Here is a 23,630-nt window from a genome sequence, read left to right on the forward strand (position 1 = left end):
CCGCGGCTCAGCCCTGGCGCTGCAGGATCGCGACTGATACCGCAGTGCCCAACCCGCCGTTGTGCTGCAACGCCGTGCGGGCGCCCTCGACCTGCCGCCGGCCGGCGCTGCCACGCAATTGGGTGGCGAGCTCGGTGATCTGCGCCAGCCCGGTCGCGCCCAGCGGGTGCCCCTTGGACAACAAGCCACCTGACGGACACACCACCACCTGGCCGCCGTAGGTGTTGCGTCCCTCGACCACGAAGCGCTCAAGGTCTTGCTCTTCGCAGAAGCCCAGGCACGCGTACGTGAGCAACTCGTTGCTGACGAAGCAGTCGTGCACTTCCGCCACGTCAATGTCCAGCGGCGCCACGCCGGCCATGGCGTATGCGCGGTCAGCCGTGCGGCGCGCCGCGCCCCGGCTCAGCGCATCGGGCACGTTGGGCGGATCGAGGTCGGCAGAAATATCGCTGCCTATTTCGTGCGCGAGGATCGCCACGTCCGTACGCAACCCGTGGCGTCGCGCAAACGGCTCGCTGCACACAATCACGGCGGCGGCGCCACAGCTCGGCGGGCAGGCGTAGAGCTTGCGCAGGCGCCCCCAGACCGTGGGGGCGGCCAGCACCGCTTCGACTGTGAGCGGGTCGCGGAAGATCGCGTAGGGGTTGTGCCTGGCATGCGCGCGCGCCTTGACCGCAATGCGCGCGAACACCTCGTCCGGGATATGCAGTTCGCGCGCCGTCCATTCGAGCTGCGAGCCGAACATCATCAGCGCTGGCGGCAACGCGCGTTCCGCTTCACCAAAGCCCATCGCCACCGCCACGCTCTCGCGGTGGCGCTCCAGCGGATCGGCATGGCCTGGAAACACCCGGTCCAACGCGCCGGGCTGCATTTGCTCAAAGCCGACCGCAAGCGCGCATTCCGCCGCGCCTGCCAGCACTCCCTGCCGCGCCAGGTACAGCGCCGAAGAACCCGAAGCACAGTTGTTGTTGACGTTGGTGATCGGGATGCCGGTCATACCGACCCGGTAGAGCGCGCGTTCCCCCGAGCACGAGTCTCCGTAGACGAAGCTCGCGAAAGCTTGGTCCACCAGGCTGTAATCGATGCCGGCATCGGCCAGGGCGGTGCGCACCGCCTTTTCGGCCATCACGTCATAGGGGTCGCTCTGGCCGGGGCGCCTGAACGGCACCATCCCGACGCCGGCGATCAGTACATTGCTGCTCATGGATCTCCTCGTCCCTGTAATCAGATGCTGCGGTTCTGCGCGGTCCAGTACGGGGTTCGCAGGTCCTTCTTCAGCACCTTGCCGTTGGGGCTGCGCGGCAGGGTGGAGACGAAATCCACCGACTTCGGTGCCTTCACGCTGCCCAGCCTTTCCTTGCATAGCGCAATCAACTCCTCGCCGCTTACGTCCATGCCCGGGTTCAGTTCGACCACGGCCTTGACGGCCTCGCCCCAGGTGGCGTCCGGCACGCCGATCACCGCACAGTCCTGCACCGCGGGGTGGGCCCAGATCACCTGCTCGACTTCGCTGGGGTACACATTGAAGCCACCCGTGATGACCATGTCCTTCTTGCGGTCCGTGATGCGCAGGTAGCCGTTGCCATCGATGTGCCCGATGTCGCCGGTGTGCAGCCAGCCGTCGATGATCGCCTCAGCCGTCTTCTCCGGCGCCTTGTAGTAGCCCTTCATCACCAGGTCCCCGCGCACGCAGATCTCGCCGGTCTCGCCGGTGGCAAGCGGCTCGTTGCGCGCGTTCATGATCGCCACGCGCACCAGCGGGCCGGGGCGGCCGCATGAAAGCAGCCGCGCTTCGTCGGCGATCTCGCCGCCGGAGAAGTTTTCCTCGGGCCGCTTGATCGCGATCGATCCTGGCGCCTCGGTCTGGCCGTAGGCTTCCATCATGACCGGCCCGAACACCGCCATCGCACGGCGCAGCTTTTCGGCCGACATCGGTGCCGCGCCGCAGATGAAGTACTTCAGCGAGGAGTAGTCGTGCTCCCCGATGCCCGGCATGTCGAGCAGCCGATAGATCACGGTCGGCGGCAGGAAGAACTCGCTGACCCGGTGCTTCTCGATTGCCTTGACCAGCGCGGCAGGATCCGGCTTGGTCAGTACCACCACCGTGCCGCCACGCGCGGTACACGGCAGCGACAGCACACCCGCCGTGTGCGTCATGGGCGCGGCGGCCAGGTTCACGATCTTCTCGTCGGCGCGGTAGCTGCAGGCGATCATGAACTGCGCGCAGAAGGCCTGGAAGCTGCGATGGGTGTTCATCACCCCCTTGGGCAGCCCCGTCGTGCCGCCGGTTGGCATCACGGCGATCGTGTCATCCGGCTCGTACGAAACCTCCGGCCTAGTCGCCGGTTGCCCCGCAATCCAGTCCGGCAGTGCGCTCGCGCCTGGCACGGCTTCTTCAATGCAGACATAGAGCCTGACCTTGGGCAGCTTCGGGCGCATCGCCTCTACCACAGGCGCGAACGCCTTCTGGAAGAACAGCACTTCGCAGTCGAAGGCGTTCAGCAATTGATGGTTCTCCTCCGTCGAGCCGCGCGGATTGACCGGCATCCATGCCATGCCGGCACGCCACAGGCCCAGCGTGCAGGTCCACGCGGTGGGATGGTTGGCGCCCAGCACCGCACCGATCTTGCCGCGCCCCATGCCCGCCGCGAGCAGCGCGTGTGCGATGCGGCATGAGAGCGTGCCAACTGCATCGAAGGTGAACAACTCGTCGTCCATCACGTAGGCCGCAGCATCGGGATCGATCTGCCAGCCGCGGTCGAAGAAATCGATGATCGCCATATCTTGTCTCCTGAGTTCCGGCTAGCGCCAGCGCGTGCCGGATCTCGATCAGGCGCTGTCGCCGACTGGTTTGAAGTAGCGGATGTCCCAGATGTTGCCCATGCACTCGTCCGCCAGCACCGCGCGCACGCGCATGCCGGTCTTCACGGCCGCGGCGCCGACGTCGCCGAGGTAGTGCGCCAGCGCCGTGTCAGCGCCATCTAGGCGGATGAGCGCGAGGACATAGGGGCGGGCCACGGGTTGCAGCATCCCGGGCTCGCGCACGATGGTGAAAGAGACCACCGTGCCGGTGTCGCTGACATCGACCCAGTCCTTCAGTTTGGCAAAACACTCTGGGCAGGACAGCCGCGGCGGCACATAGCTGCGCGCGCAGGCAGCGCAGCAGGTCGCGGTGATCCTGCCGTGGTCGCGCAGCGCAGCGAAGAAGCGGCCATTGGTCTCGCCCACGTCGTAGTTGATGTCGGCATACAGCACCGGCTGGCGCAAAATGGCGGGTTCCGCGTCTTCCAGGTATGCGGGATACATTGCCTTAGTCTCCTTGTGTTGTGGCAGGGTCGCGCACCGGCTCCCAGTAAAGGATGTCGGTCATCAACCCCTTGCGTTCGGCCTCGGGCCGGAACACGGCGCGCACACGCATGCCGTTGTGCACCTTGCTCAGGTCGGTTTCGCCAATGTAGTGCCACAGGAAGCCGGCATTGCGGCCCGGCGAATCGACCATCAGGACGCCGACGGGATAGGCGCTTGACTGCACCGACAGATCGTTGGTGTCGATGAATGGCATGTTGAACGACATGAAGCCCGCCACCGTGGCCTCGGGCCCCATCTCCACCCATTGCGGATCCTCGAAGTTCTCGCCATGGCAGACGCTGCAAACGGCCTGCGGCGGCAGCATGCTGAAGCCGCAATGGCGGCAGACCATGCCCATGAGGCGGCCGTTGTCGCGCATTTCGCGGGAAAACCTGCCGTTGAACAAGCCCAGCGGGTACTCCATGAAGAAGGGCGTTCGCAGGCGCGTCGGCGGCACGGGAAGGGTTTCGGGTTGCTCGGTGCTCATTGCCTTTCCTCCTTACTTGTCCTTGGACAGCAGCATCAGCGGCGTCCAGCCGGTGCCGCCGAAGCCGGTGGCCAGGCCAAGCCTGACATCGCGCGGGACCTGGTGCTCGCCGGCATCGCCGCGGATCTGCAGGGCCAGTTCGCCATAACGCAGCAGGGTCGAGGGAACGCCCGGGTTGGTACACGTGACCCCGCCTGATGGATTGATTGGCAGTTCGCCATCGATATCGGTGGCGCCGGTGCCCATCAGCTTCCACGCCTGGTTCGGCTCGCACAGGCCCATGGTTTCCATCCACACCAGTTCGGCCCAAGTGCAGGGCTCGTACATCTCGATCACATCGAGCTGTTTGGCGGGATGCGTGATGCCGTTGCGCTTGTAGAGCACTTCGCACGCCTTGGCCAGGCTCGGCAGCACGCAACGCTCCCTGGGGGCGATGAAGTCCTGCAGCGCGGCCCAGTGCTGCGCGGAGTGGATGGTGACCATGTCCTTCACCCATACCGGCTTTTTGGTGAGCTTGTGCGCCACGTCCTCGCTGGCGAAGATCATCGCCGCCGAGCCTTCGGTGATCGGGCACATATGGAGCTGGCGCATCGGCGCCGTCAGCATCGGCGAGTTGAGCACGTCTTCCACGGTCAGGTGCTCGCGCAGATGCGCATAGGGGTTTTTAAGCGCGTTGTTGGCGGCCTTGACCCGGGCGATGGCAACCGCTTCCTCGGTGCAGCCGGACAGCTTGACATAGGAGCTCGCCATCAGGGAAAAGGTCCCCACGGCGCCCACGCTGCACCATTTTTCGGTGAGCGCGTGCAGGCCGGAATTGATCGCCGCCTGCAGGAACGGCCCGCGCGGCAGCGTGCCGGGCGGCGGGCCGACGAACTTCGCCGTTGCCGACACCAGCGCGACGTCACAGGCGCCGGCTGCGATATGGTGTACAGCCGACAGCGCCGCCGACCCGCCCACGGTGCCGCCGGTTTCGATCTTGACCACGGGCTTGCGGCGGTGCCCGACCCAGTCGGCCAGCTCCATTTCCGACTCCGCCGTGCCCGACACGTAGTCGATGTCGGCCAGCACGATCTCGTCGACCTGCTTCATCGTGATCTGCGCATCTTCCAGTGCCCGCCGCACGGCCTGGTTGGCTAGCTCCGCCTTGCTCAGCGGGCTGCGCGCCATCATCTCCGTCTGGCCGAAGCCGACGATTGCCACTCTGCGATTCATTCCGTTTCTCCGTTGCCGCGCCGTCTTGCGTCGTCCCGCCTCACCTGGCGGGCCTCATGGCGTGGTGCCCAGAACCATGACCTGCTGCAATTGCCCGCAAGGCCCCGAAGCCAGATGGGCAAGCCCCGTGCGTGCACCGTCCACCTGGCGCGCACCCGCCTCGCCGCGCAGTTGCAACACGATCTCGGCAATACGGGCCATGCCGATGGTGGTATGGGAACAGCCGGACAGCGCGCCACCGGAAAGATTGACGGGCTGATGGCCACCCCGGCTGCTCATGCCGGATTCCAGCCAGCGGCCGCCCTGGCCGGCGTCACACAGGCCTAGCCCCTCGTAAGTCATCAGCTCCTGGTAGGAGAACTCATCGGTCACTTCGAGCAGATCGATCTCCTTGCGCGGATCGCTGATGCCGGCCATGCGGTAAGCCTTGTTCGCCGCGATCGTCAGCACCTCGGATTCCGCGAGGTCGCGATCCCCCAGGTAGTAGCCGTCGCAGCAATTGGCCTGCCCCTTGATCCAGACGGGCTTGCTGGTCAGTTGCCGGGCCCGCTGCTCGCTGGCCAGCAGCATCACGATGGCGCTGTCGCCGAACGCACGCGTCTGCAGCGCCGTGATCGGATCCGACAGGGCTTTCGAGCCGAGCACGTCGGCAACGCTGTAGTCGCCCGCCCGCAGCGCCAGCGGGTTGTCCTTCGCGTGGCGCAGGTTCTTCACGGACACCCCGGCACATTGCTTGGAGGTGACACCGTACTTCTCCATGTAGCGGTTTGCCTGTAGTGCGGCAGCCTGCACGTTGTCGAGGCCGAGCGGCCGGCAGAAGAAGGGATCGAAGACCTTGTTCTCGATTGCATTGCCCCCGCTGCGGCTGGTGGAGTCGTGGCATACAGCGACCACGAGCACCGTTTCAAACTCGCCGGATGCGATCTGCCAGGCCGCCTCAAGGACGCCGACGGCGCCGTCCTGGTCGATCTTTTCATCGGGACGCAGGTTCGCGCCGGCAACGTCCACCACCAGCGAGGCCGAGAATGGCCGCGCGATGCGCGAGTGTTCGTGGCAGATCAGGCTTGCGTCGATCCCGCCCTTCTCATAGGCCGGCAGGAACCGCAGGCCGGTTTCCTGCAGCACCGGACGGATTGCCTGGTAGGCCAGTTCCTCGGGCGAACACGCCCGCATCTCGTTGTAGTTGACTTGTGCCATCGAGACGATGGCGACACGGTTTGACATGCTCATCTTGTTGCCCTCGAGCTGTTGACTAGTTCACCTTGCGCTGCTGATCGGCCCAGTATTTGTCGCGCACTTGCCGGCGCAGCACCTTGCCGATCACCGTCATTGGGAGCTGGTCAACGATGGTCACCGTCTTCGGCGCCTTGTACCCGATGCGCTCCTTGCAGAAGGCGACGATCTCGGCCGGATCGGGCGTATGGCCTTCCTTGAGCACCACCTCGGCGTGCACGGATTCGCCCCACTCGGCATGCGGCACGCCGACTGCCGCCGACATCAGCACGGCGGGGTGCGCATTGAGCGCGGCTTCGACCTCGATGGCGTAGATGTTGAAGCCGCCGCTGATGATCATGTCCTTCTTGCGATCGACGATGTACACATAGCGGTCTTCGTCGACGTAGCCGAGGTCACCGGACTTCCAGAAGCCGCCCTGGAATTCGGTTGCAGTCGCTTCCGGATTCTTGTAGTAGCCCTTGATCACGCCTGGTCCGCGGATCCAGAGTTCGCCGGTCTCGCCGACCGGCAGTTCATGGCCTTGTTCGTCCATCACCACGATCTCGGTTTCTGGCAGCGCGATGCCGGTAGAGCTCAGATGCCTGTTGCTTTGGCCAGGCGCACACAGGTGCTCCGCCTTGCTCAGCACGGCCACGGGTGCCAGCACTTCGCTGCTGCCATAGGCCTGGATGAAGATGTTGCCGAACTTCTCCTGCAGCAGCGCGAGCTTGGCCGGACTCATCGGCGCCGCCGCATAGAGGATCGTGCGCAGGCTGGACAGGTCAAATTGCTCGTGCAGGCCAAATTCCAGGAAGCGGTAAAGGATGGTCGGCACGAGGTGGCTGGACGTGATCCGCTCGTTCTGGATATTGGCGCAGAACTGTCTGAGATCCGAAGCGTTCATCGTCACATGGCAGCCGCCCTTGAAAGCAAGCGTCGTGGCATAGGCCGCGGACCCGTGGCTCAGCGGCGTAATGCTCAGGTGACGGGCGTCATTGCCAAACATGTCGTCCGGCATCGAATAGAAGTAGCGGTGCAGGGCCAGCCAGTTGTTCAGCGTGTACATGCAGCACTTGCCGCGGCCGGTGGTGCCGCCGGTGAAGCGCAGGAGCATCGGTTCGTCTGCGTCCAGCTCGATATGCGGCTCCGCGTCCGACACGCCCTCCAGCAGGTCCCAGAAACAGGACACGCCATCGCGGGGCGCCGCGAGCGGATCCATGCACACGATGCGGATGCCGCGCTGGCGCAGCGTGTCGTAGTACTTTTCCAGCAGCGCGGTTTCGAGGAATACCACCTTGGGCTCGACCCAGTCGATCTGCCAGAGGTGTTCGTCGAAGGTGTCCCGAAAGTTGCACCATGCCGCCTTCACGTCCGCCTTGGCCAGCGTGCAAAAGGTCAGCAGGCTCATATTGTCGTTGTCGAGGATAGTCAGGTAGACGTCGCCTGACGCAAGCTTGAGCCGCTCCTTGATCAAGCGGGCGATCCGATTGGTGAGCCGGTGCAGCTCCATGTGGGTAAAGCGGCGGTCGCGCTCAACATTGACCAGGGCCTCGCGTTGCGCGAAACGCGAGGCGGCATCGAGCGACCACCTCGAGAAGTCGATCTTCATCTTTGTCTCCTTTATGTTATTGGCTTGCCTGGGGCAGCCGGGACGGTCAGATGCCGCGGAATGCAGGCGGGCGCTTCTCGCCGTAGGCGGCGAGACCCTCGCGGAAGTCATGGGACCGGGTGTGCTGCTGGCACATCAGCAGTTCGTCGCGCAGCGCGGCATCCATCGACAGGTCGACCGAGCGGTTGGCCACTTCCTTCATGCGGCGCAGCACGAGACTGCTCCTGGCCGCCATCCGCTCTGCCAGCGCCGCCACCGCCGGCAGCAGTTCCTCGTCGGGCAGCACCTCGTTGAGCAGCCCCCAGGCCTGCATCTGCGCGGCGTCGGCAAGGTCGCCCGTAAACAGCAGTTGCTTGGCCCGGCTGAGGCCGACGCGGCGCGGCAGGACCGCTGCGCCGCCACCGCCAGGAAACACGCCGAAGTTGGCATGGCCGTCGCCGATCCTGGCGCTCGCCGCGCCGATCAGGATGTCGCAGCACATCGCCAGTTCCAGCCCGCCTGCGATGGTCAGCCCGTTGACGGCAGCGATGACTGGCTTGGGCATGTTGCGCAGCAGCGAAAGCGTGGCCAGCGTGCGATCGGCGAAATTCGGCTCGCCCGGGGCGGTGTCGAGGCCGGCAAGCAGCGCCTTGAGATCGGCGCCGGCGCAGAACGCGCGGCCGGATCCGGTCAGCACTAGTACGGCTTGGCCCGCATCGGCCCGTACTGCAGTGAGTGCATCATGAAGCTCTTCGAGCATGCGCTGGTTCACCGCATTCAGCTCGGCTGGCCGGTTCAACGTGATCCACGCGACTGGCCCCCGCTGTTCATGGATAATGGTTTCGTAGTGCATTGCGCTGTCTCCTTGCGAGGCGGGATGCAGCGTTACAGCGTGCCCTGGCCGCCCAGCTTGTCCGGATCTGGCTGTCCCTTCGCTTCTGGTTCAATGATGGGTTGCCGGCCGGGTGGGCGCACCACACTTATCGGGTGTAATCGGGTGTGACAGGGCCAGAGCTGTGCGCCGAAGACCCATCGTGCGGGATGGCCCGAGGGACACAGCCTCCAGGCGGCCGCTTCGACCTTCCGCAGCACTTCCGATAAGATGCCCTTCGCATGTCAGCAGGAGACCCTGGCTTGGCCCCCGATCGCCTTCTTATCCCCACCAAGTTCGCGCCGCCGCGCATCAGCCCGCAGTCCACGCCGCGGGCCAAGCTGCTGGCGCGGCTGCTGGATTCGCGCGACAGCCGGCTGACGCTGGTGTGCGGCAGTGCGGGCTTCGGCAAGACGACCTTGCTGGCCCAGTGGCGCCAGCAGTTGCTCAAGGACGGGGAACTGGTCTGCTGGCTGTCCCTGTCACCGGACGAGCGGCACTTGCCGCAGTTTCGCGCCTATCTGACCGGCGCACTGCAGCAGGCAGGACTGCCCGTCGATGACGGAACTGCCCTTGCCTCTGAGGTGCGTGCCGATCTGCCGGTTGCAGGACTGATCGCGACCATCGTTGACGCGGTGTGCCAGCGACGCCAGGAAGTGTTCCTCTTCATCGACGACTATCATCACGTCGACGACAGCGACACCCATGCGCTGATCCAGGGTCTGGTGGATCACGGGCCCGAGACCCTGCACCTGATCCTGGCCTCACGGACCCATCCACCGCTTGCCGTAAGCCGCCAGCGCCTGACCGGGGAGCTGTCGGAGATCACCTTCCCCGACCTGCCGTTCGATTTCGCGGAAACGCAGGACTTCCTGGCCAAGCACCTCGGCGACGTCGTGCCGGACGATGCGCGCCTGATCCACGACATCACCGACGGGTGGCCGGTTTGCCTGCAGATGATCTGCATCCGGCTCAAGCGCAGCCCGGCCAACCGGGACGTGCTGTCTCAGATGCTGCATCGCCGCACGGATCTGCAGCGCTATCTTTCCGAAGACGTGGTGCGCCATCTGGCGCCAGACGTCACCGACTTCATCGAGAAGCTCTCGGTCTTGCGCCGCTTCAATGCCGATCTGGCGCAACACGTCACAGACAATGCAAAGGCCCCCGCGCTGCTCGACCAGATCGAGCGTGAAAACCTCTTCCTGTTGCCGGCCGAGCTCGACAGCCCCCAGCCGTGGTACCGATTTCATCCGCTTTTCGCAAGCTTCCTCCAGGACCAGCTGCAACAGCGCGATCCTGCGCTGATGCGCGAGATCCATGCGCGGGCCAGCCAGTGGTTCGAGCAACGCGGCCTCCTGATTGAAGCGCTACGTCACGCCTATCACGCGCACGACACCGAGGCCGCGGTGCACTTGGTCGAGCGGGCTGACCTGCCAATCCGCAGCATGAGCTTCTTCAGCACGCTGCAACACTGGATGGACGAACTTCCGGCCGATATGCTGCTGGGCCATCCCCGGCTGCTGCTCCTCGGTTGCTGGGCACTGGTAGCCGCGGGCCGCTGGCGCGACGCGCAGGGCTGGCTTGAGCGGCTGGAGAAGACGCCGCGCACGCTGGCGCCGGGACTTGCCTTGCACGCGCTCTATCTGCGGGCCAGCATCGCGCTGCAACGCGACGACACCGAAGCCGCATTGGCCCTCGTGGCGCCGTCGGACTTCGAAAGCCTGACCGATCGCTTCCTGCGCCAGGCGCACCTGGCTGTGCTCAGTTTTTCCTATTGCGCGGCCGGGCGGTACGAGGACGCCCGCTCGCTCCACGAGCACATCGCGCGGTTGCCACGCTCCGAGCTTCAGGATGACATGGCCCTGGTGGCCGAATCGACCCTGCTGCTCAGCCACCTGCTCGAGGGCAACAATCGCGAGGCCATCCGGACCGGCAGCGCCCTGGTGGCGCGCGCCGAGGCAGCGCACGGCCGGCGTTCGGTGTCGGCCGTCAACAGCGCGGCATTCCTCGCCAACGCGTATTACGAGGCCGACCTGCTGGCCGAGGCGAACGAAGTGCTGGCCAACCGGCTCGATTTGCTGCGTCTCTCCTCGCCCGAGCCGATGACGCTTGCGATCATCGTCCGCAGCCGCCTGATGGCGACGCAGGCATCGGCAGCGCAGGGACTGCACGCGCTGAGCGAGGAGGAAGTCCGCTGCCGCGAGCTGGCATTGGATCGGCCTTTGGCCTATGTGCTGGCCGGACAAGCGCGGTTGGAACTCCAGTTGAACCATCAGGATGCCGCCCGGAAGCTGCAGACCGAACTTGACCGATTGGCCAGCCGCTATCGCTACGGAACGGGTTTCCTCGCCGAGATCGAGGCGATCGCGGCCCTGACCGGAGCCCGGCTGGCGCTGGCCGGCATGGACTGGAACGAAGCGCTGGCGCGCGCAGAAACGCTGCGCAACTACGGTGTGGCATACGGGCGGCAAAAATGTGTGGTGCAGGCCGACTTGCTGGCGGGCACCGCCCTTGCTGAAATGGACGAGGCTACCGAAGCCATGCGTCTTCTGCGGGCTGCTGTCGAAGCAGCCCAGAGACTAGGGCTCGTTCGCACGTTGCTCGATGAAGGCGAGCGCGTGCGGCAGGCCTTGCAGCAACTGCAGCCCACGCTTGGCCCCGGCTCCGGCGGCGACTATCTGGTCGAGGTCCTGCGCCGCGTTGTCGCGGCGCATACGCCGGTTCAGCAGGCCGGTGAGCCCGACGCGCAGGCGAACGGCCCCGAGCTCAAGCCGCGCGAGATTGAAATCCTGCGCCTGGCCGCGGAGTCCATGTCGAACAAGCGGATCGCACTGACCCTCAACCTCACGTTGGACACAGTGAAGTGGAACATGAAGAACGTGTTCGAGAAGCTGGGGGTTCCGAGCCGCTACGACGCGGTGATCGCCGCGCGCAGGCGTGGCCTGATCGACTGATGGCGCGATCACTCCGCCGCCCGCCGGACACCCGGAAAGTGTGGTGACCGTATGGCGTCGGCGAACCAGAATCTCCTGGCAAGGCATCCATCACGGCCGCATCGCGGCTGATGCGCCACAGGAGACATCATGCCCCAGGAGCAAACGACATTCCCCTCCGCAGCAATGCTGCCAAGTGATGAAGAGCGGCTGATGCTGCAGGAGAGCCTGCGTCGACTGCTCGCCCGGAGGTGGCCCGCCGCGCAGGCCGTGGAGTTTGCCGCAGACCCCCAGGCGCTGACGTCGATCTGGCGAGACCTGGCGGAGCAAGGCCTGACCAGCCTGGGCAGCAATCCGCAGGAAGGCGGTATGCGAGAAATTGCCGTGGCGCTGGAAGAATTGGGGCGCGCCGCCTGCCCAGCGCCGCTGATCGGTGCCGCACTTGCCAATCTCGCCCTGTCACCGCACCTGCCCGGGCGTCCCAGATCCGACGAGTCGGCCGCGCTACTGAGTGCGCTGCATCGCGGCGACGCCAGCGTGAGCTTCGCCTTCGGCGGCTTTGACGGCGATCGGCAAGCTGGCGGCGTGCGGGTCGCCAACGGCAAGCTGCAGGGTCGCATTGCCTTTGTCGAGGCCGGAACGCATGCCACCCACCTGCTCGTTCTGGCCGAGCCGGGGCCGGTACTAGCCATCGTACCGCGCGGCGCGGTCGGCCTGAGCGTGACGGAAACACCTGGGTTGGCGGTGCCACCGCTGGCAGCGGCAAGCTTCGATCACGTGCCCGCGTCAACGTTGCCGCTCCCGCCCGGGCTGGCCGAGGACCTGCGTCGGATCGGCGCGCTTGCGCTGCTGGCGCGCGCGCTCGGCACCGCCCGGCAAGGCTTCGACATGGCCGTTGCCTATGCCAAGGAACGACAGCAGTTCGGTCAGCCGATCGGGCGCTTCCAGGCGATACAGCACAAACTCGCCAACTGCCTGATGGCGCTGGAGGCCGCACGGCTGATGCTCCACAACGCCGCCAGGACGCATGACCTCGGCTCCGAGAACTGGCGGATCCTTGGCGCAGCCGCACGCGCCTTCGCCGGCCCTGCGCTGCGTCAGGTATCGCTCGAAACGCATCACACCTTCGGCGCCATCGCATACTCGGAGGAACATGAGGCACCGCGGCATTTCCGCCGCACGCATGCGGATCTTGCGCGTCACGGCGGCGTACGCCAGGCGCGTGAGGAGCTCGCCCGGGCCCTGCTCGAGCAGGGCGCGATGCTTCCCGAGCACGATCTCGGCCCGGCCGGAAATGCGTTCCGTGATGAGGTACGGGCCTGGCTGAAGGAAAACTGGTCCGGCGATTCGCCCAGACACGAACAAGACCATGCCTACGAAGAGTGGGGCTATGACACACAGTTCACCAGGCTGTTAGGCAGCAAAGGCTGGAACACGATGAGCTGGCCCAGGGAGTATGGTGGCCAGGGACGCACGCCCTACGAGCAACTCGCATTCATGGAAGAGATCCAGCAAGCCGGTGCACCCATGGGCGGCCGCGGGGACATCCAGGCGCATGCACTGATGGCGTTCGGTACGGCCGAGCAACAGGCCGAGTTCCTGCCCAAGCTCGCCCGCGGCGAGATCACCTTCTGCCTGGGCTACAGCGAACCAGGGTCGGGCTCGGACCTCGCATCGATGCAGACGACCGCCGAGCGCGACGGCGACGAGTGGGTCATCAACGGCCAGAAAATCTGGACCACGGCCGCCGAAAAGGCGGACTACATATGGCTGGCCGCCCGCACCGACCGGAATGCGGTGCGGCCGCACGCGGGCCTCAGCATCTTCATTGTTCCAATGAACAGCCCGGGCCTCACCGTCAGACCATCGATGGCAATGTACGGTCACACGTTCTGCCAGGAATTTCTGGACAATGTCCGGGTTCCCGCCAGTGCGTTGGTCGGGAAACTCAACGACGGCTGGACAGTCCTGACATCGGCGCTTGCAACGGAGCGCATGATGATGGGAAGCTTCATCGCCAATGCCCGCGCGGAATTCGAACGACTGGTTCGTTGCGTCCGTGACAAGACGGTGCTGGCCAATGATGGGGCAGTTCGCGACCGCATTGGCGCGCTGGCGGCCGAAGTGGAAGCCGGGCGCCAGTTGTTCATGAAGAGTATCGCCATGGCCGAGCAAGGCAAGGTCCCCATTCATGAAGCGGCCATGAGCAAGGCCTTTACGGGCGAATTGACGGAACGCCTAGGCCAAGCGGCGCTCGATATCCTCGGCACTGGAGCAACCTTGTCCGAGGACGCCGAAAGCGCGATCGCCAGCGGCAGGTTCGAACGGTTGCTGCGGTACGCGATCCTGACCGTCATCGGCGGCGGCACCGCGGAAATTCAGCGAAACCTGATCGCCCAGCGTGGGCTGGGGTTACCTCGTTGAAGACCGATGCCGATGCCCCCGTCAGCCCACGCATGCCCCCGTGTCATTACCTCGTACTATGGGCGTATCCGGCTTCACTGGGGCAGTACCAAGCTTGGCGCCTTGTGCCGTCATAGCTCACAATCGACCGCAATGGGTCGGAAAACGATCGTTTGTCTTATGTCGACCAACTTCCGCTGATTGCCTGAACAGCCTTTCGGACTATCGCGTTGGACGTCGCAGTAGGGTCGACTGCCGCCGCCGCTGATATCCAATGTGTCCTTCCCATCACCGAACGTTCCAGACCGCGCGCATGAAGCGCTACTGTCACGCCAACAGACCGGCATTGCAAACTGGCTACCCGGCTTGACAGCCAGTCTGCGCGGCGTCGGTCAATCCCCCCCCGTGTCGGCCGCTCAACCCGTCGGAGACACCCCACACTGCTCCAGGATTGAACACATCGATTCAAATCACAACACCCTGCGATTCGCACGGGATCAATCGCTGCCAAAAAATCTCTTTAAGGACACAGGTACAGTTCGTGCGTCATGGCATGTGGGTGCAAGACACCTCATCACTACAATATTGGAGACGCCATGACCCACCTGAACGCCGCTGATCGCATCGACAGCTTCTTCATTCCCTGCGTGACTCTCATTGGTCCAGGCTGTGCGCGCGAGACCGGCACGCGCGCCAAAGCGCAAGGCGCAAGAAAGGCCCTCATCGTCACGGATGCCGGCCTGCACAAGATGGGGCTATCCGAAACCATCGCGGGGTACATCCGCGAGGCAGGGCTTCAGGCCACCATTTTTCCAGGGGCCGAACCCAATCCAACCGACGTCAATGTTCATGACGGCGTCAAGCTGTTCGAGCAGGAGGGATGCGACTTCATTGTCTCGCTGGGCGGCGGCTCCTCGCACGACTGCGCGAAAGGAATCGGCCTCGTTACCGCCGGAGGCGGACATATCCGCGACTACGAGGGCATCGACAAATCGACGGTGCCAATGACGCCGCTCATTTCCATCAATACGACCGCCGGCACCGCTGCGGAGATGACTCGCTTTTGCATCATCACCAATTCGAGCAATCACGTGAAGATGGCCATCGTCGATTGGCGCTGCACACCGCTGATCGCAATCGACGATCCCCGGCTGATGGTCGCAATGCCGCCCGCATTGACTGCCGCGACCGGCATGGATGCGCTCACGCACGCCGTCGAAGCATACGTTTCCACCGCGGCCACGCCAATTACCGATGCATGCGCGGAAAAAGCGATTGCGTTCATCGGCGAGTGGCTGCCCAAGGCCGTAGCCAATGGCAATTCGCTGGAAGCGCGTGCCGCGATGTGCTACGCGCAATACCTTGCTGGCATGGCCTTCAACAATGCGTCGCTCGGCTATGTGCACGCAATGGCCCATCAACTTGGCGGCCTCTACAACCTGCCACATGGTGTGTGCAACGCGATCTTGCTGCCCCATGTATCGGAATTCAACCTTATTGCCGCGCCTGAACGCTTCGCGAAGATCGCAGAACTGCTCGGCGAAAACGTTGCGAGCCTCAGTACCAGTGACGCGGCCAAGGCTGCGATCTCGGCGATCCGGGCTCTCGCCGCTTCGATCGGCATTCCTGCCGGCCTGGCCAGCCTGGGCGTCAAGGCGGAAGACCATGAGGTGATGGCGCACAACGCACAAAAAGATGCATGCATGCTGACGAATCCACGCAGGGCCACCACGGCGCAAGTCATCGCTATCTTCGCTGCAGCGATGTAAAAGGTATGCCCCCTCCGACGAACGCGGGAGGGGGTTCAGCGGCACGATTAACTTCGCGTGATTAGACTCCCGCCCAAAGGAGTCACGATGATTTCCTCCTATGTCGAACCGCTTTCCTGCATTCACGCAGAAGGCTCACCGCAACAGTCGCAGCAATCGATGCATCTTGCGCGCCAAGACCTTGTCACGCACCTTGTGCGCAAGAGGCCCACGGACGTGCTCATGGATGGCTCAAACGAGCGACCCGATGTCAGGACCGTCGCCGTGCTGGGTTACAACTAGAGCGAAGACGCAGCAAGCACCATTCTCTTCCAATAGCCCAAAGCGCGCTGCAGGCGCGCGGCACGCCCTTGCCGGACCGCTGTCGGTCCGCCGCGGAATGCGATCCTGTGAAGCCGATCAGTCCCTCGAGATCGGGACGAAATGCCTGGGGTCGTGGACGTGCGCCGGCTCGATGGCGCGCTAGGCCTCGACCAGTTCCTCGAAGTCGCTATCGTCGAGAGCGCCCTTGCTTCAAGCATTGGTCGAGAACCCGGTGGACGACCTGCCGCTGTCGGGGGATTGGCTCATCGATTCGGCACCGACGCTACGCCCGCTCTGGAACAGCATTCGCTTGTCGAGATGGGTTACCTCCGCTTTGACAAAGACCAGCGGCTTGCTCGCGTAGCACCCCAAGCACGAGTCCTTCCGATACCTTATGGATGTCGAAGCTGCCCATTGCGGATGATGCCTCGACCTGTTTTTTTCTAGCAGCGCCATGAGTTCCCGGAAATCGTTGAGCAGGTCAAGATGCTTCAATGTGCTCTCCCCGGTTGGCTTCCCATTCTTCGTCCGGCAAAGCGCATTGTGAATCTTGGACGCCTTGGAAAAAGTGAAATTTGGAACTGCATGGTGACTGGAGGGTCGACCCCAAGCGGCTGGCGCTCATACTTGCAGCCGCTTGATCTTTGACTCTTCAAGCTCTCCTGGAACTTTGCTCGTCCTTCGGCACTATCGCGATCAACCGCGCATATTGCAATGACAGTTTTTGGACCGCTACCGCGAAGCCTTGAGGAACTTAGGTGTCTCCCTTTGATTTCGCTAATGGACGAATGGAACGACGTAGGAGGTCCGGCATTTCGCCAAAGCTTGCTGCGCCGCGGTCCAAAAAAGAATATGTGCAGTCCAACCTCTTGATCATGGGCCACATGCTCGCCATGTGAGCTCCTGCCGAATCCCTTATAGCCCCGCCGGCACCGATGCCTCCGCGTACCCGCAAACCTGCACCGATCGCCGATGAGATCTAGCGAGCGCCGGACGGGATCAACGGCGGAGAACGGCCAGTAGCGGCCTTTGACCGCGACGAAGCGAAGGGCCGTTCTAAATCCACTTTTTGCCATTCGACCAAGTGGCGTTTCATGACACCCCTAGGTTCTCGACGGCCTCGAAGTTGATTCAAGGAAATGAACATCGGGCAAGCGCTACCCACGATCTCCCACATCAAGCTGTTCGTGCGGCCATTGACCGAATGCGCGGACTGCATTGCCGGCACCTTGTCGACATCCCGGCGGTGGCCCGCTACCTGGCGCCAGGATGTCGCCAGCCCCACGCGAGATCGGAGCCAGATAGGTCCGACAGCGCAGCACGGGTAGTTGGCAGGATCTGAGGGTCAGGCACGCGACGGAAAAAAGCGCGGATCCACTGCATCCCTAGCCGACCGCGGCCGTCGCGGCAGTCCTCACGCTTTGCATTCCTTACGCCTTGCATGACGGCGGCCATGGGTGGGGCGCCGCACAGCGCCTGCCACGGCCCAGGTGCACAGCGCCGGGTGGAAGCCATTCAACTGCCCGATCTGCGCGACCAGCCCGAAAAGCCGGTGGATGCGGGCGCATCCCGATCCGACCAAGGTCCCTCTGGCGGTCAAGGCCCGCAGCCCGCCACGCAACGAGGCGGCCGCCGGGATGTTGCCCCAGCATATGCCGCGGCATCCGCATCTCGTGGTGCCACCACGAGTTGAAGCCATACACCTAGACGACGTCTTCTTGTCCACGGAGACGAAAGCCTGAGCAAGCTCTCGTCACGATTACCCGGACCGCTACCTCGCCGATCCTCCGGGAATCACGATGCCCACACATTAACACAACACGTGTTGTCTTAAAGAGCATTGCGGGTTATTGTTCATGCATCGCGCCGGCCAGCGTCCATCACGAAGAATGAAGGAGACCGATCATGCTCACCACCCAATCCCAACGAGAGGCGTTTCGCAATGACGGCGCCGTACTTGTAGAGAACTGTCTTGACCCGGCGCAGCTCGCTCAGTGCTACGAGGCGTTCAAGTGGAACGTCGCCAATCCGGGTCCGTATCACTTCCGCTCGCTGGACGGCACGAGCCTGCAGACCCATATCGACAATGCCAATCCGGTCGTCAAGGACAAGCTTGACGATCTGGTCTCGACGCTGCCGTTCGGAAAGATATTCCAGGAGTTATGGGGATCGGCGCATGTCTGGTATTTCGCCGAGGAGGTGTTCGCCAAGGAAGGTGGCCAAAGCGGCCGCGGACCGTGGCATCAGGACACCGCCAACCTACCCTGGGCCGGCAAGCACTGGGGCAACGCCTGGATCACCTTCCAGCCCATTCCAAAGAGGAATTCGCTGGAGATCGTTCGCGGCTCGCATGTCGGCATCCAGTACGACGGGGCCAGCTTCGCGAATGCCGATGACCCGACCGATCCGCTCTACGGCGACGGCACTCTGCCCCGCCTTCCGCATATCGACAAGGAACTCGCCGAAGATCCGAACGCCTGGGACGTGCTCTCCTGGGGCGTGACGCCCGGCGACGTCGTATTCCTGCATCCGCGTTCGCTGCACGGAGGAGCCGCCGTCGACGCCGACTGTCCGACCCGCCATACCCTGGTACTTCGATTCTTCGGTGACGACGCCACGTTCCGCGCCCTGCCGCTGTCGAACCCGCGCTATGCCCGTAACGGGCCCCTATTCAGCGAAGAAATGGCCAAGCTCAATGAAGGCGAGCCGTTCCGCTCGCCTGTCTTCCGCCAGATCGCCTGATATCGCCTTGCACGGAGAAGCAGCCATGAAACGACAAATGATCAATCCCGGCCTCGCACAGGCAAGGCACTACGACCAGCTTCATTTCTCGTCGGCGACCCGTGTCGGCGACATGATCTGGGTGTCCGGCCAGGTGGGGTTCGATCTGGCGACGGCCACGGTGGGACAGGGAATGGAAGCGCAGGCCCGACAGGCGTTTGAAAACCTGAAGACGGTCCTCGAAGCCGCGGGAGCCAGCATGGCCGATATCGTGGAGATCATGACTTTCCACACCGACTTGCGCGGCGACATCCATGAGTTTGTGAAGGTCAAGGATGAATACCTACCCGACCGCTATCCCTCGTGGACAGGCGTGGGCGTAAGCCAACTGGCCCGCCCCGAGTTCCTCGTCGAGATACGCGCCATTGCGGTCGCCGGCTGCGGCGCCGGCTGACTGCCGGATGCCGCGGCCCCGTTTGCACACCAGGGTCGCGGCACACGATCCCAAAAGAAAAATAGAACAGCGACAAAGCTGATGGAGACACCAACATGAATCGTCCCAATACGGTTGTCAGGCCGGATAAGCCATCCAGCATCCTGGCGAGGCTTGACCGCCTGCCGGTGATGGCTTCCCACTACGTCTGGGCCGCGCTGCTCGCGGCCAACCTGATGCTGGAGTATTACGACAACGCCATCTTTGCCTACGCCAGTCCGACGATCAAAGCCCATACCAATCTGAGCACGGAGCAGATCGGCCTCATCAGCAGCGCGTTCTTCATCGGGATGATTGTCGGCGCGCTGGTGGGAGGAAGGCTGTCTGACAGGTGGGGACGACGCTCGGTTCTGGTATGGACCACCGTCCTGTACTCGCTGGGCGCGTTAGCGACGGCGTTCGCGCCTACCTACGAGACCATACTGGCCTCCCGCGTCGTCACGGGTGTCGGCGTGCAGGCCGCCACATCGGTGCTGCTTGTCTATATCGCCGAGATGTTTCCCGGCAAGGCGCGTGGCCGTTTCGTCTCCATCGTGACGATCGGGTTCGTGGTCTCCGGCATCGGGGCTGCGGCGCTGGCGATGTTCTATCTCCCGCACAGCAGTACCGGTGCCTGGCGCAACCTGTTCCTGGCTGGCAGCATCGGCCTGCTGATTGCGCCCCTGGCACGCTTGGTCCTGCCCGAATCGGTGCGCTGGTGTGTGTCGCGCGGGCGGTCCGACCGCGCCGAACGCATCGTCAGCGAACTGGAAGCACGCGCACTGCGCCGCGGTCCGCTCGACGAACCCGGAATTGCCTCAGCTCAACAGAACGCCGCAGCACCAACACTGCGCGACCTCATCAACAACAAGGCCGTTCTTCGAACCATAGCCATTCTCACGCTCGGCTATTTCGGCGCCACCCTGGCCTACTACCTGTTCGGGCAGTGGGGCGTCTACTCGCTCGTGTACAGCCTCAAGTACTCCGAGGACGATGCGTATTTCATCCTGTTCCTGTGGAACGTGATCTATGGCGTCACGCCGTTCGTAGCCATGCTGTTTCTCGACCGGTATGAACGCAAATCCACCATCCTTGTTGTGTCCGTGCTCAGTGCACTGCCGTTGGTCGTGCTCGGCATCTCGGCCACCAGCTGGGTGGTGATCGGTGCGGGGGGCCTCGCCTCCATCATCACCGGGCTCGTCGTCAACGCGTACTACACCTACATCCCGGAGACGATTCCGACGCAGCTGCGCGCCCTGGGCAGTGGCATCGTGATGTCTGGCGGCCGGTTCGGCGGAGCGGCCGCCGGCGTCCTGGGCGCCGCGCTGTTCTCCGCAAGCGGCATGGCGGGTGTAATGCTCGCCGCGGCAGCCTGCTACATCGTGTTCTCCATCCCCGTCGCCCTGTTCGGCCCGCGCACGACCAACCGCTCGCTGGAAGCCGTTACCGACGAAGGGCCCGGCGCCGCAAACGGCGTGCGTCAATCCACGGACACGCCCATGGCCGCCTGACACGGCATGTCAGCAAATTGCCGGGTGGTTGTGTCCCGGCAGCATGGATCTCCAGACCAAGGAGCACGGCAACGTGACTGAAGACTTCAAGACATACCGAACACTGGGCGGCTGGATAGAAAAGCCGGCCGATCTGCAGCCACCGCTCGAGGGCCACACCAACGCCGATGTGGTCATCGTCGGCGCGGGCTTTGCCGGCCTCTGCGCGGCGCTGGAGCTTGCGCGGCACCGCGTGAAGGTGGTCGTCCTTGAACGCGAATTCTGCGGCTATGGAGCGAGCAGCCGCAATGCGGGCTATCTCGCCGGCGGGCAGGGACTCAAGTACGACCGCTTCCTCAAGCGCGCAGGCCATGAGAAGGCAAGGCAGATCGTCCGCTTCTACGAGGACGGCGTCAGCTTCGCCGAAGGCAAGTTCGCCGAGCACGGGATAGACTGCGACTACAACCAATCGGGACTGATCCGTGCCGGCATCGACCCCTCACAGGAAGCCAGGGTGCGCGACGATATGCGCATCAGCGCCGAACTCGGATGCCCATCGGAGTATCTGGACCAGGCCGAGATGCGCGCACGCGGCATCCCGCCAGCGTTCCTGTTCGGCAGCTACGTGTCGAACGGCGGCACGCTCGATCCCGGCAAGTACGTCCTGGGGCTGCGGCGCGCAGCCCTGCAGGCGGGCGTGACGATCCACGAGAACACGCCGTTGCTGTCCTACACCGAAGGACCGACTGTCAAGGTGCGGACGCCGCGCGGCAGCGTCAGCGCGCCGGTCATGATCCTGGCCACCAACGCCTACACGCCGCAACTCGGCCCGCTCGCGGACAAGGTGGTGCCATTGCGGCTGTCGGGCATGGAAACCGAACCGCTTTCCCCCGTCCAGCTGGCCGCGCTTGGGTGGCATCGTCGCGAAGGCATCACGACCATGCACTGGGTCATGGAGAGCCATCGCCTGACGGCGCGCAACACGCTGGTCGTGACGACCAAGCGCCTGCGCTACCCGTTCGGCTCGCAGACTCCGGACGTGCCAGAGCATGCCCAATATCGGGCGCTGCGGATGGCCCTTCACGACCGCTTTCCACCCCTGAAGGGCATCGCCATCCGGCGCTGCTGGAGCGGCTACATCAGCTATGCCGACGATGGCCTGCCTGTGATCGGCACCACCGGAGCGGATCGGAACATCTACTACGCGGCGGGATGTTCCGGCCACGGCGTCGGCACACAGGGCATGGTCGGACACATGCTGGCCGGGAAGATCTGCGGTATCGAAAACCCGCTGCTTGCGATGCTGATGCAACACATCCCCCCATTGACGCTGCCCGAGCCGCTGCGCTGGTTTGCTCTCAACGGCGCCCTGAAGGTCGCAAGCAGGCTCGATGAACGCTCGAACCGCAAGGCACGCGCCGCATGAAGGAGCGCCGGCGGCTGCTACGCGATTGCATGACAGCAGGGCCTTGCGAAACCCCTGCATCCCCCGAAACTCACTACGGATGTACTCATGACAGATCTGTACGATGTTGCCGTGATTGGCGCTGGCTTTGCAGGCGTTACTGCTGCACGGGACCTCAGCATGGCAGGCCATTCAGTGGTACTGCTCGAAGCGCGTGACCGGATTGGCGGCCGGACCTGGTGGGGAAAGGCCCTTGGCCTGCACCTCGATCTGGGCGGCACCTACGTGCACTGGACCCAGGCGCATGTGTGGCGCGAACTCAAGCGCTATGGCATCGGGCTGGCGACGCCAATGCCGGTGACGAGAGCCTACTGGTACGCCGACGGCGCGGTGCACACCGGGACGTGGGAGCAACTCCACCAACTGACCGCACCGCTGGTCGCCCGCTTCTTTGCCGATGCCCGGATGCACTTTCCCCAGGTGGATGACCTGGCAGCAGCCGATGTCAGCGCGATCGACAGGCAAACCATCGGCGACCGGCTTGACGCGCTTGAACTCTCCGCGCACGACCGTGACCTGCTGGTCAACGCGATGTCCATCCTGGTTTGCTCTGAACACGAGCAGGGACTCGCGCAACTGCTGTTCTGGTGCGCGATCTGCTTTGGCAGCTGGAGCGCGTTCAAGGAAGTCGCCGGCCACTGGCCGATCGAGGGCGGCACCGGTCGCCTGATCGACGCCATGAGCGCCGAGTCGACAGCTGAGTTGCGCCTCTCGACGCCGGTGGCCGCTGTCGATGACAACGGGCATGAGGTCATCGTGACCACCCGCGATGGACAGCGTATCCGGGCCCGGCGCGCCGTGGTGGCATTGCCGCTGAACATGCTGAGCGAGTTTTCCGTCACGCCTGCGCTGCCGCAACCCGTGCGCGCCATGATCGAGCAAAAGAACCCGATCATGCCCAGCAAGATCTGGGTACGGGTCAGGGGCGAGATCGAGCCCTTCGTGATCTATGCGCCGGCGGGCAAGCATCCCATCAATACCGCCCATGCCGAACGCCGCGACGATGGCGATACGCTGGTGGTGTGCTTCTGCGCCGATCCCTCAACGCTGGACGGCAATGACCGCGAGGCAGTACAGCAGGCGCTGCGGGACTTCATTCCGGACATCGAAGTAGTGGACACCGTCTGCCAGGATTGGGCGAACGACCCGTTTTCCAAAGGCGGATGGATGCATCACCGCCCCGGCAATCTGACGCAGGGAGCTCCCTTGATGCGACAGCCCCACGGCCGCATCCATTTCGCAGGAGCGGACATAGCGCCGATCGGGGTTGGCGGCATCGACGGTGCCATCGAGACCGGCACTAGGGCTGCCGCTGACGTCGCCCGCGCCCTGGATGGCGCCCATCATCCCTGA

17 protein-coding genes are annotated in these 23,630 nt (G+C 64.1%); 8 read left to right on the forward strand and 9 right to left on the reverse strand.

The window, feature by feature from the left end; translation table 11 throughout:
• Positions 1-7 precede the first annotated feature (7 nt).
• From AC1Q6V_RS28370 to AC1Q6V_RS28405, 8 genes are read right to left on the reverse strand one after another with little or no spacing between them, the layout of a single operon-like run.
• Positions 8-1,204 carry a lipid-transfer protein gene (locus AC1Q6V_RS28370; RefSeq protein WP_492344563.1) on the reverse strand — a complete coding sequence of 399 codons (1,197 nt, stop codon included), beginning with the start codon at positions 1,202-1,204 and terminating at the stop codon, positions 8-10.
• Positions 1,205-1,224: 20 nt separating this feature from the next.
• Entirely contained in the window at positions 1,225-2,781 is a 1,557-nt protein-coding gene (locus AC1Q6V_RS28375; protein WP_414223660.1) for a class I adenylate-forming enzyme family protein, read from the reverse strand.
• A 48-nt stretch (positions 2,782-2,829) separates the two neighbouring features.
• A complete protein-coding gene (locus tag AC1Q6V_RS28380; protein ID WP_492344562.1) occupies positions 2,830-3,306 on the reverse strand; it encodes a Zn-ribbon domain-containing OB-fold protein in 477 nt (158 codons plus the stop codon).
• 4 nt (positions 3,307-3,310) lie between these two features.
• Positions 3,311-3,835: a Zn-ribbon domain-containing OB-fold protein gene (locus AC1Q6V_RS28385; protein ID WP_011614760.1), complete on the reverse strand. Its 525-nt coding sequence runs from the start codon at positions 3,833-3,835 to the stop codon at positions 3,311-3,313.
• A 12-nt stretch (positions 3,836-3,847) separates the two neighbouring features.
• Positions 3,848-5,047, reverse strand: coding sequence for a thiolase C-terminal domain-containing protein (locus AC1Q6V_RS28390; protein WP_011614759.1), 1,200 nt, complete (start codon positions 5,045-5,047; stop codon positions 3,848-3,850).
• A gap of 54 nt (positions 5,048-5,101) precedes the next feature.
• Complete coding sequence (locus AC1Q6V_RS28395; RefSeq protein WP_492344561.1) at positions 5,102-6,244, reverse strand: thiolase family protein; 1,143 nt, start codon at positions 6,242-6,244, stop codon at positions 5,102-5,104.
• Positions 6,245-6,299: 55 nt separating this feature from the next.
• Positions 6,300-7,871 carry a class I adenylate-forming enzyme family protein gene (locus AC1Q6V_RS28400; RefSeq protein ID WP_492344560.1) on the reverse strand — a complete coding sequence of 524 codons (1,572 nt, stop codon included), beginning with the start codon at positions 7,869-7,871 and terminating at the stop codon, positions 6,300-6,302.
• A 46-nt stretch (positions 7,872-7,917) separates the two neighbouring features.
• On the reverse strand, positions 7,918-8,703 hold the full coding sequence (locus AC1Q6V_RS28405; RefSeq protein ID WP_414223657.1) for an enoyl-CoA hydratase/isomerase family protein: 786 nt from the start codon (positions 8,701-8,703) through the stop codon (positions 7,918-7,920).
• Positions 8,704-8,984: 281 nt separating this feature from the next.
• Between AC1Q6V_RS28405 and AC1Q6V_RS28410 the strand changes: the two genes are divergently transcribed.
• The 3 genes from AC1Q6V_RS28410 to mdh all read left to right on the forward strand — a co-directional run bounded on the left by AC1Q6V_RS28410 (position 8,985) and on the right by mdh (position 15,826).
• Complete coding sequence (locus tag AC1Q6V_RS28410; RefSeq protein WP_492344559.1) at positions 8,985-11,675, forward strand: winged helix-turn-helix domain-containing protein; 2,691 nt, start codon at positions 8,985-8,987, stop codon at positions 11,673-11,675.
• A 129-nt stretch (positions 11,676-11,804) separates the two neighbouring features.
• On the forward strand, positions 11,805-14,078 hold the full coding sequence (locus AC1Q6V_RS28415; RefSeq protein WP_492344558.1) for an acyl-CoA dehydrogenase family protein: 2,274 nt from the start codon (positions 11,805-11,807) through the stop codon (positions 14,076-14,078).
• 575 nt (positions 14,079-14,653) lie between these two features.
• Positions 14,654-15,826 (forward strand): iron-dependent methanol dehydrogenase, encoded by a 1,173-nt coding sequence (gene mdh, locus AC1Q6V_RS28420; RefSeq protein WP_492344557.1) that lies wholly within the window; start codon positions 14,654-14,656, stop codon positions 15,824-15,826.
• Between the two features lie 513 nt (positions 15,827-16,339).
• On the opposite strand, the gene AC1Q6V_RS28425 is transcribed toward mdh, so the two are convergent.
• On the reverse strand, positions 16,340-16,624 hold the full coding sequence (locus AC1Q6V_RS28425) for a hypothetical protein (protein ID WP_492344556.1): 285 nt from the start codon (positions 16,622-16,624) through the stop codon (positions 16,340-16,342).
• 1,410 nt (positions 16,625-18,034) lie between these two features.
• Here AC1Q6V_RS28425 and AC1Q6V_RS28430 point away from each other — a divergent pair.
• The 5 genes from AC1Q6V_RS28430 to AC1Q6V_RS28450 all read left to right on the forward strand — a co-directional run bounded on the left by AC1Q6V_RS28430 (position 18,035) and on the right by AC1Q6V_RS28450 (position 23,630).
• Positions 18,035-18,871 (forward strand): phytanoyl-CoA dioxygenase family protein, encoded by an 837-nt coding sequence (locus AC1Q6V_RS28430; RefSeq protein ID WP_492344555.1) that lies wholly within the window; start codon positions 18,035-18,037, stop codon positions 18,869-18,871.
• A gap of 25 nt (positions 18,872-18,896) precedes the next feature.
• Positions 18,897-19,304 carry a RidA family protein gene (locus AC1Q6V_RS28435; RefSeq protein WP_011614750.1) on the forward strand — a complete coding sequence of 136 codons (408 nt, stop codon included), beginning with the start codon at positions 18,897-18,899 and terminating at the stop codon, positions 19,302-19,304.
• A gap of 95 nt (positions 19,305-19,399) precedes the next feature.
• Complete coding sequence (locus tag AC1Q6V_RS28440; protein ID WP_011614749.1) at positions 19,400-20,833, forward strand: MFS transporter; 1,434 nt, start codon at positions 19,400-19,402, stop codon at positions 20,831-20,833.
• A 43-nt stretch (positions 20,834-20,876) separates the two neighbouring features.
• Positions 20,877-22,238 carry an NAD(P)/FAD-dependent oxidoreductase gene (locus AC1Q6V_RS28445; protein ID WP_492344554.1) on the forward strand — a complete coding sequence of 454 codons (1,362 nt, stop codon included), beginning with the start codon at positions 20,877-20,879 and terminating at the stop codon, positions 22,236-22,238.
• An 87-nt stretch (positions 22,239-22,325) separates the two neighbouring features.
• Complete coding sequence (locus AC1Q6V_RS28450; RefSeq protein ID WP_492344553.1) at positions 22,326-23,630, forward strand: flavin monoamine oxidase family protein; 1,305 nt, start codon at positions 22,326-22,328, stop codon at positions 23,628-23,630.

This window comes from Cupriavidus sp. GW823-FHT07B10, from assembly GCF_058794355.1.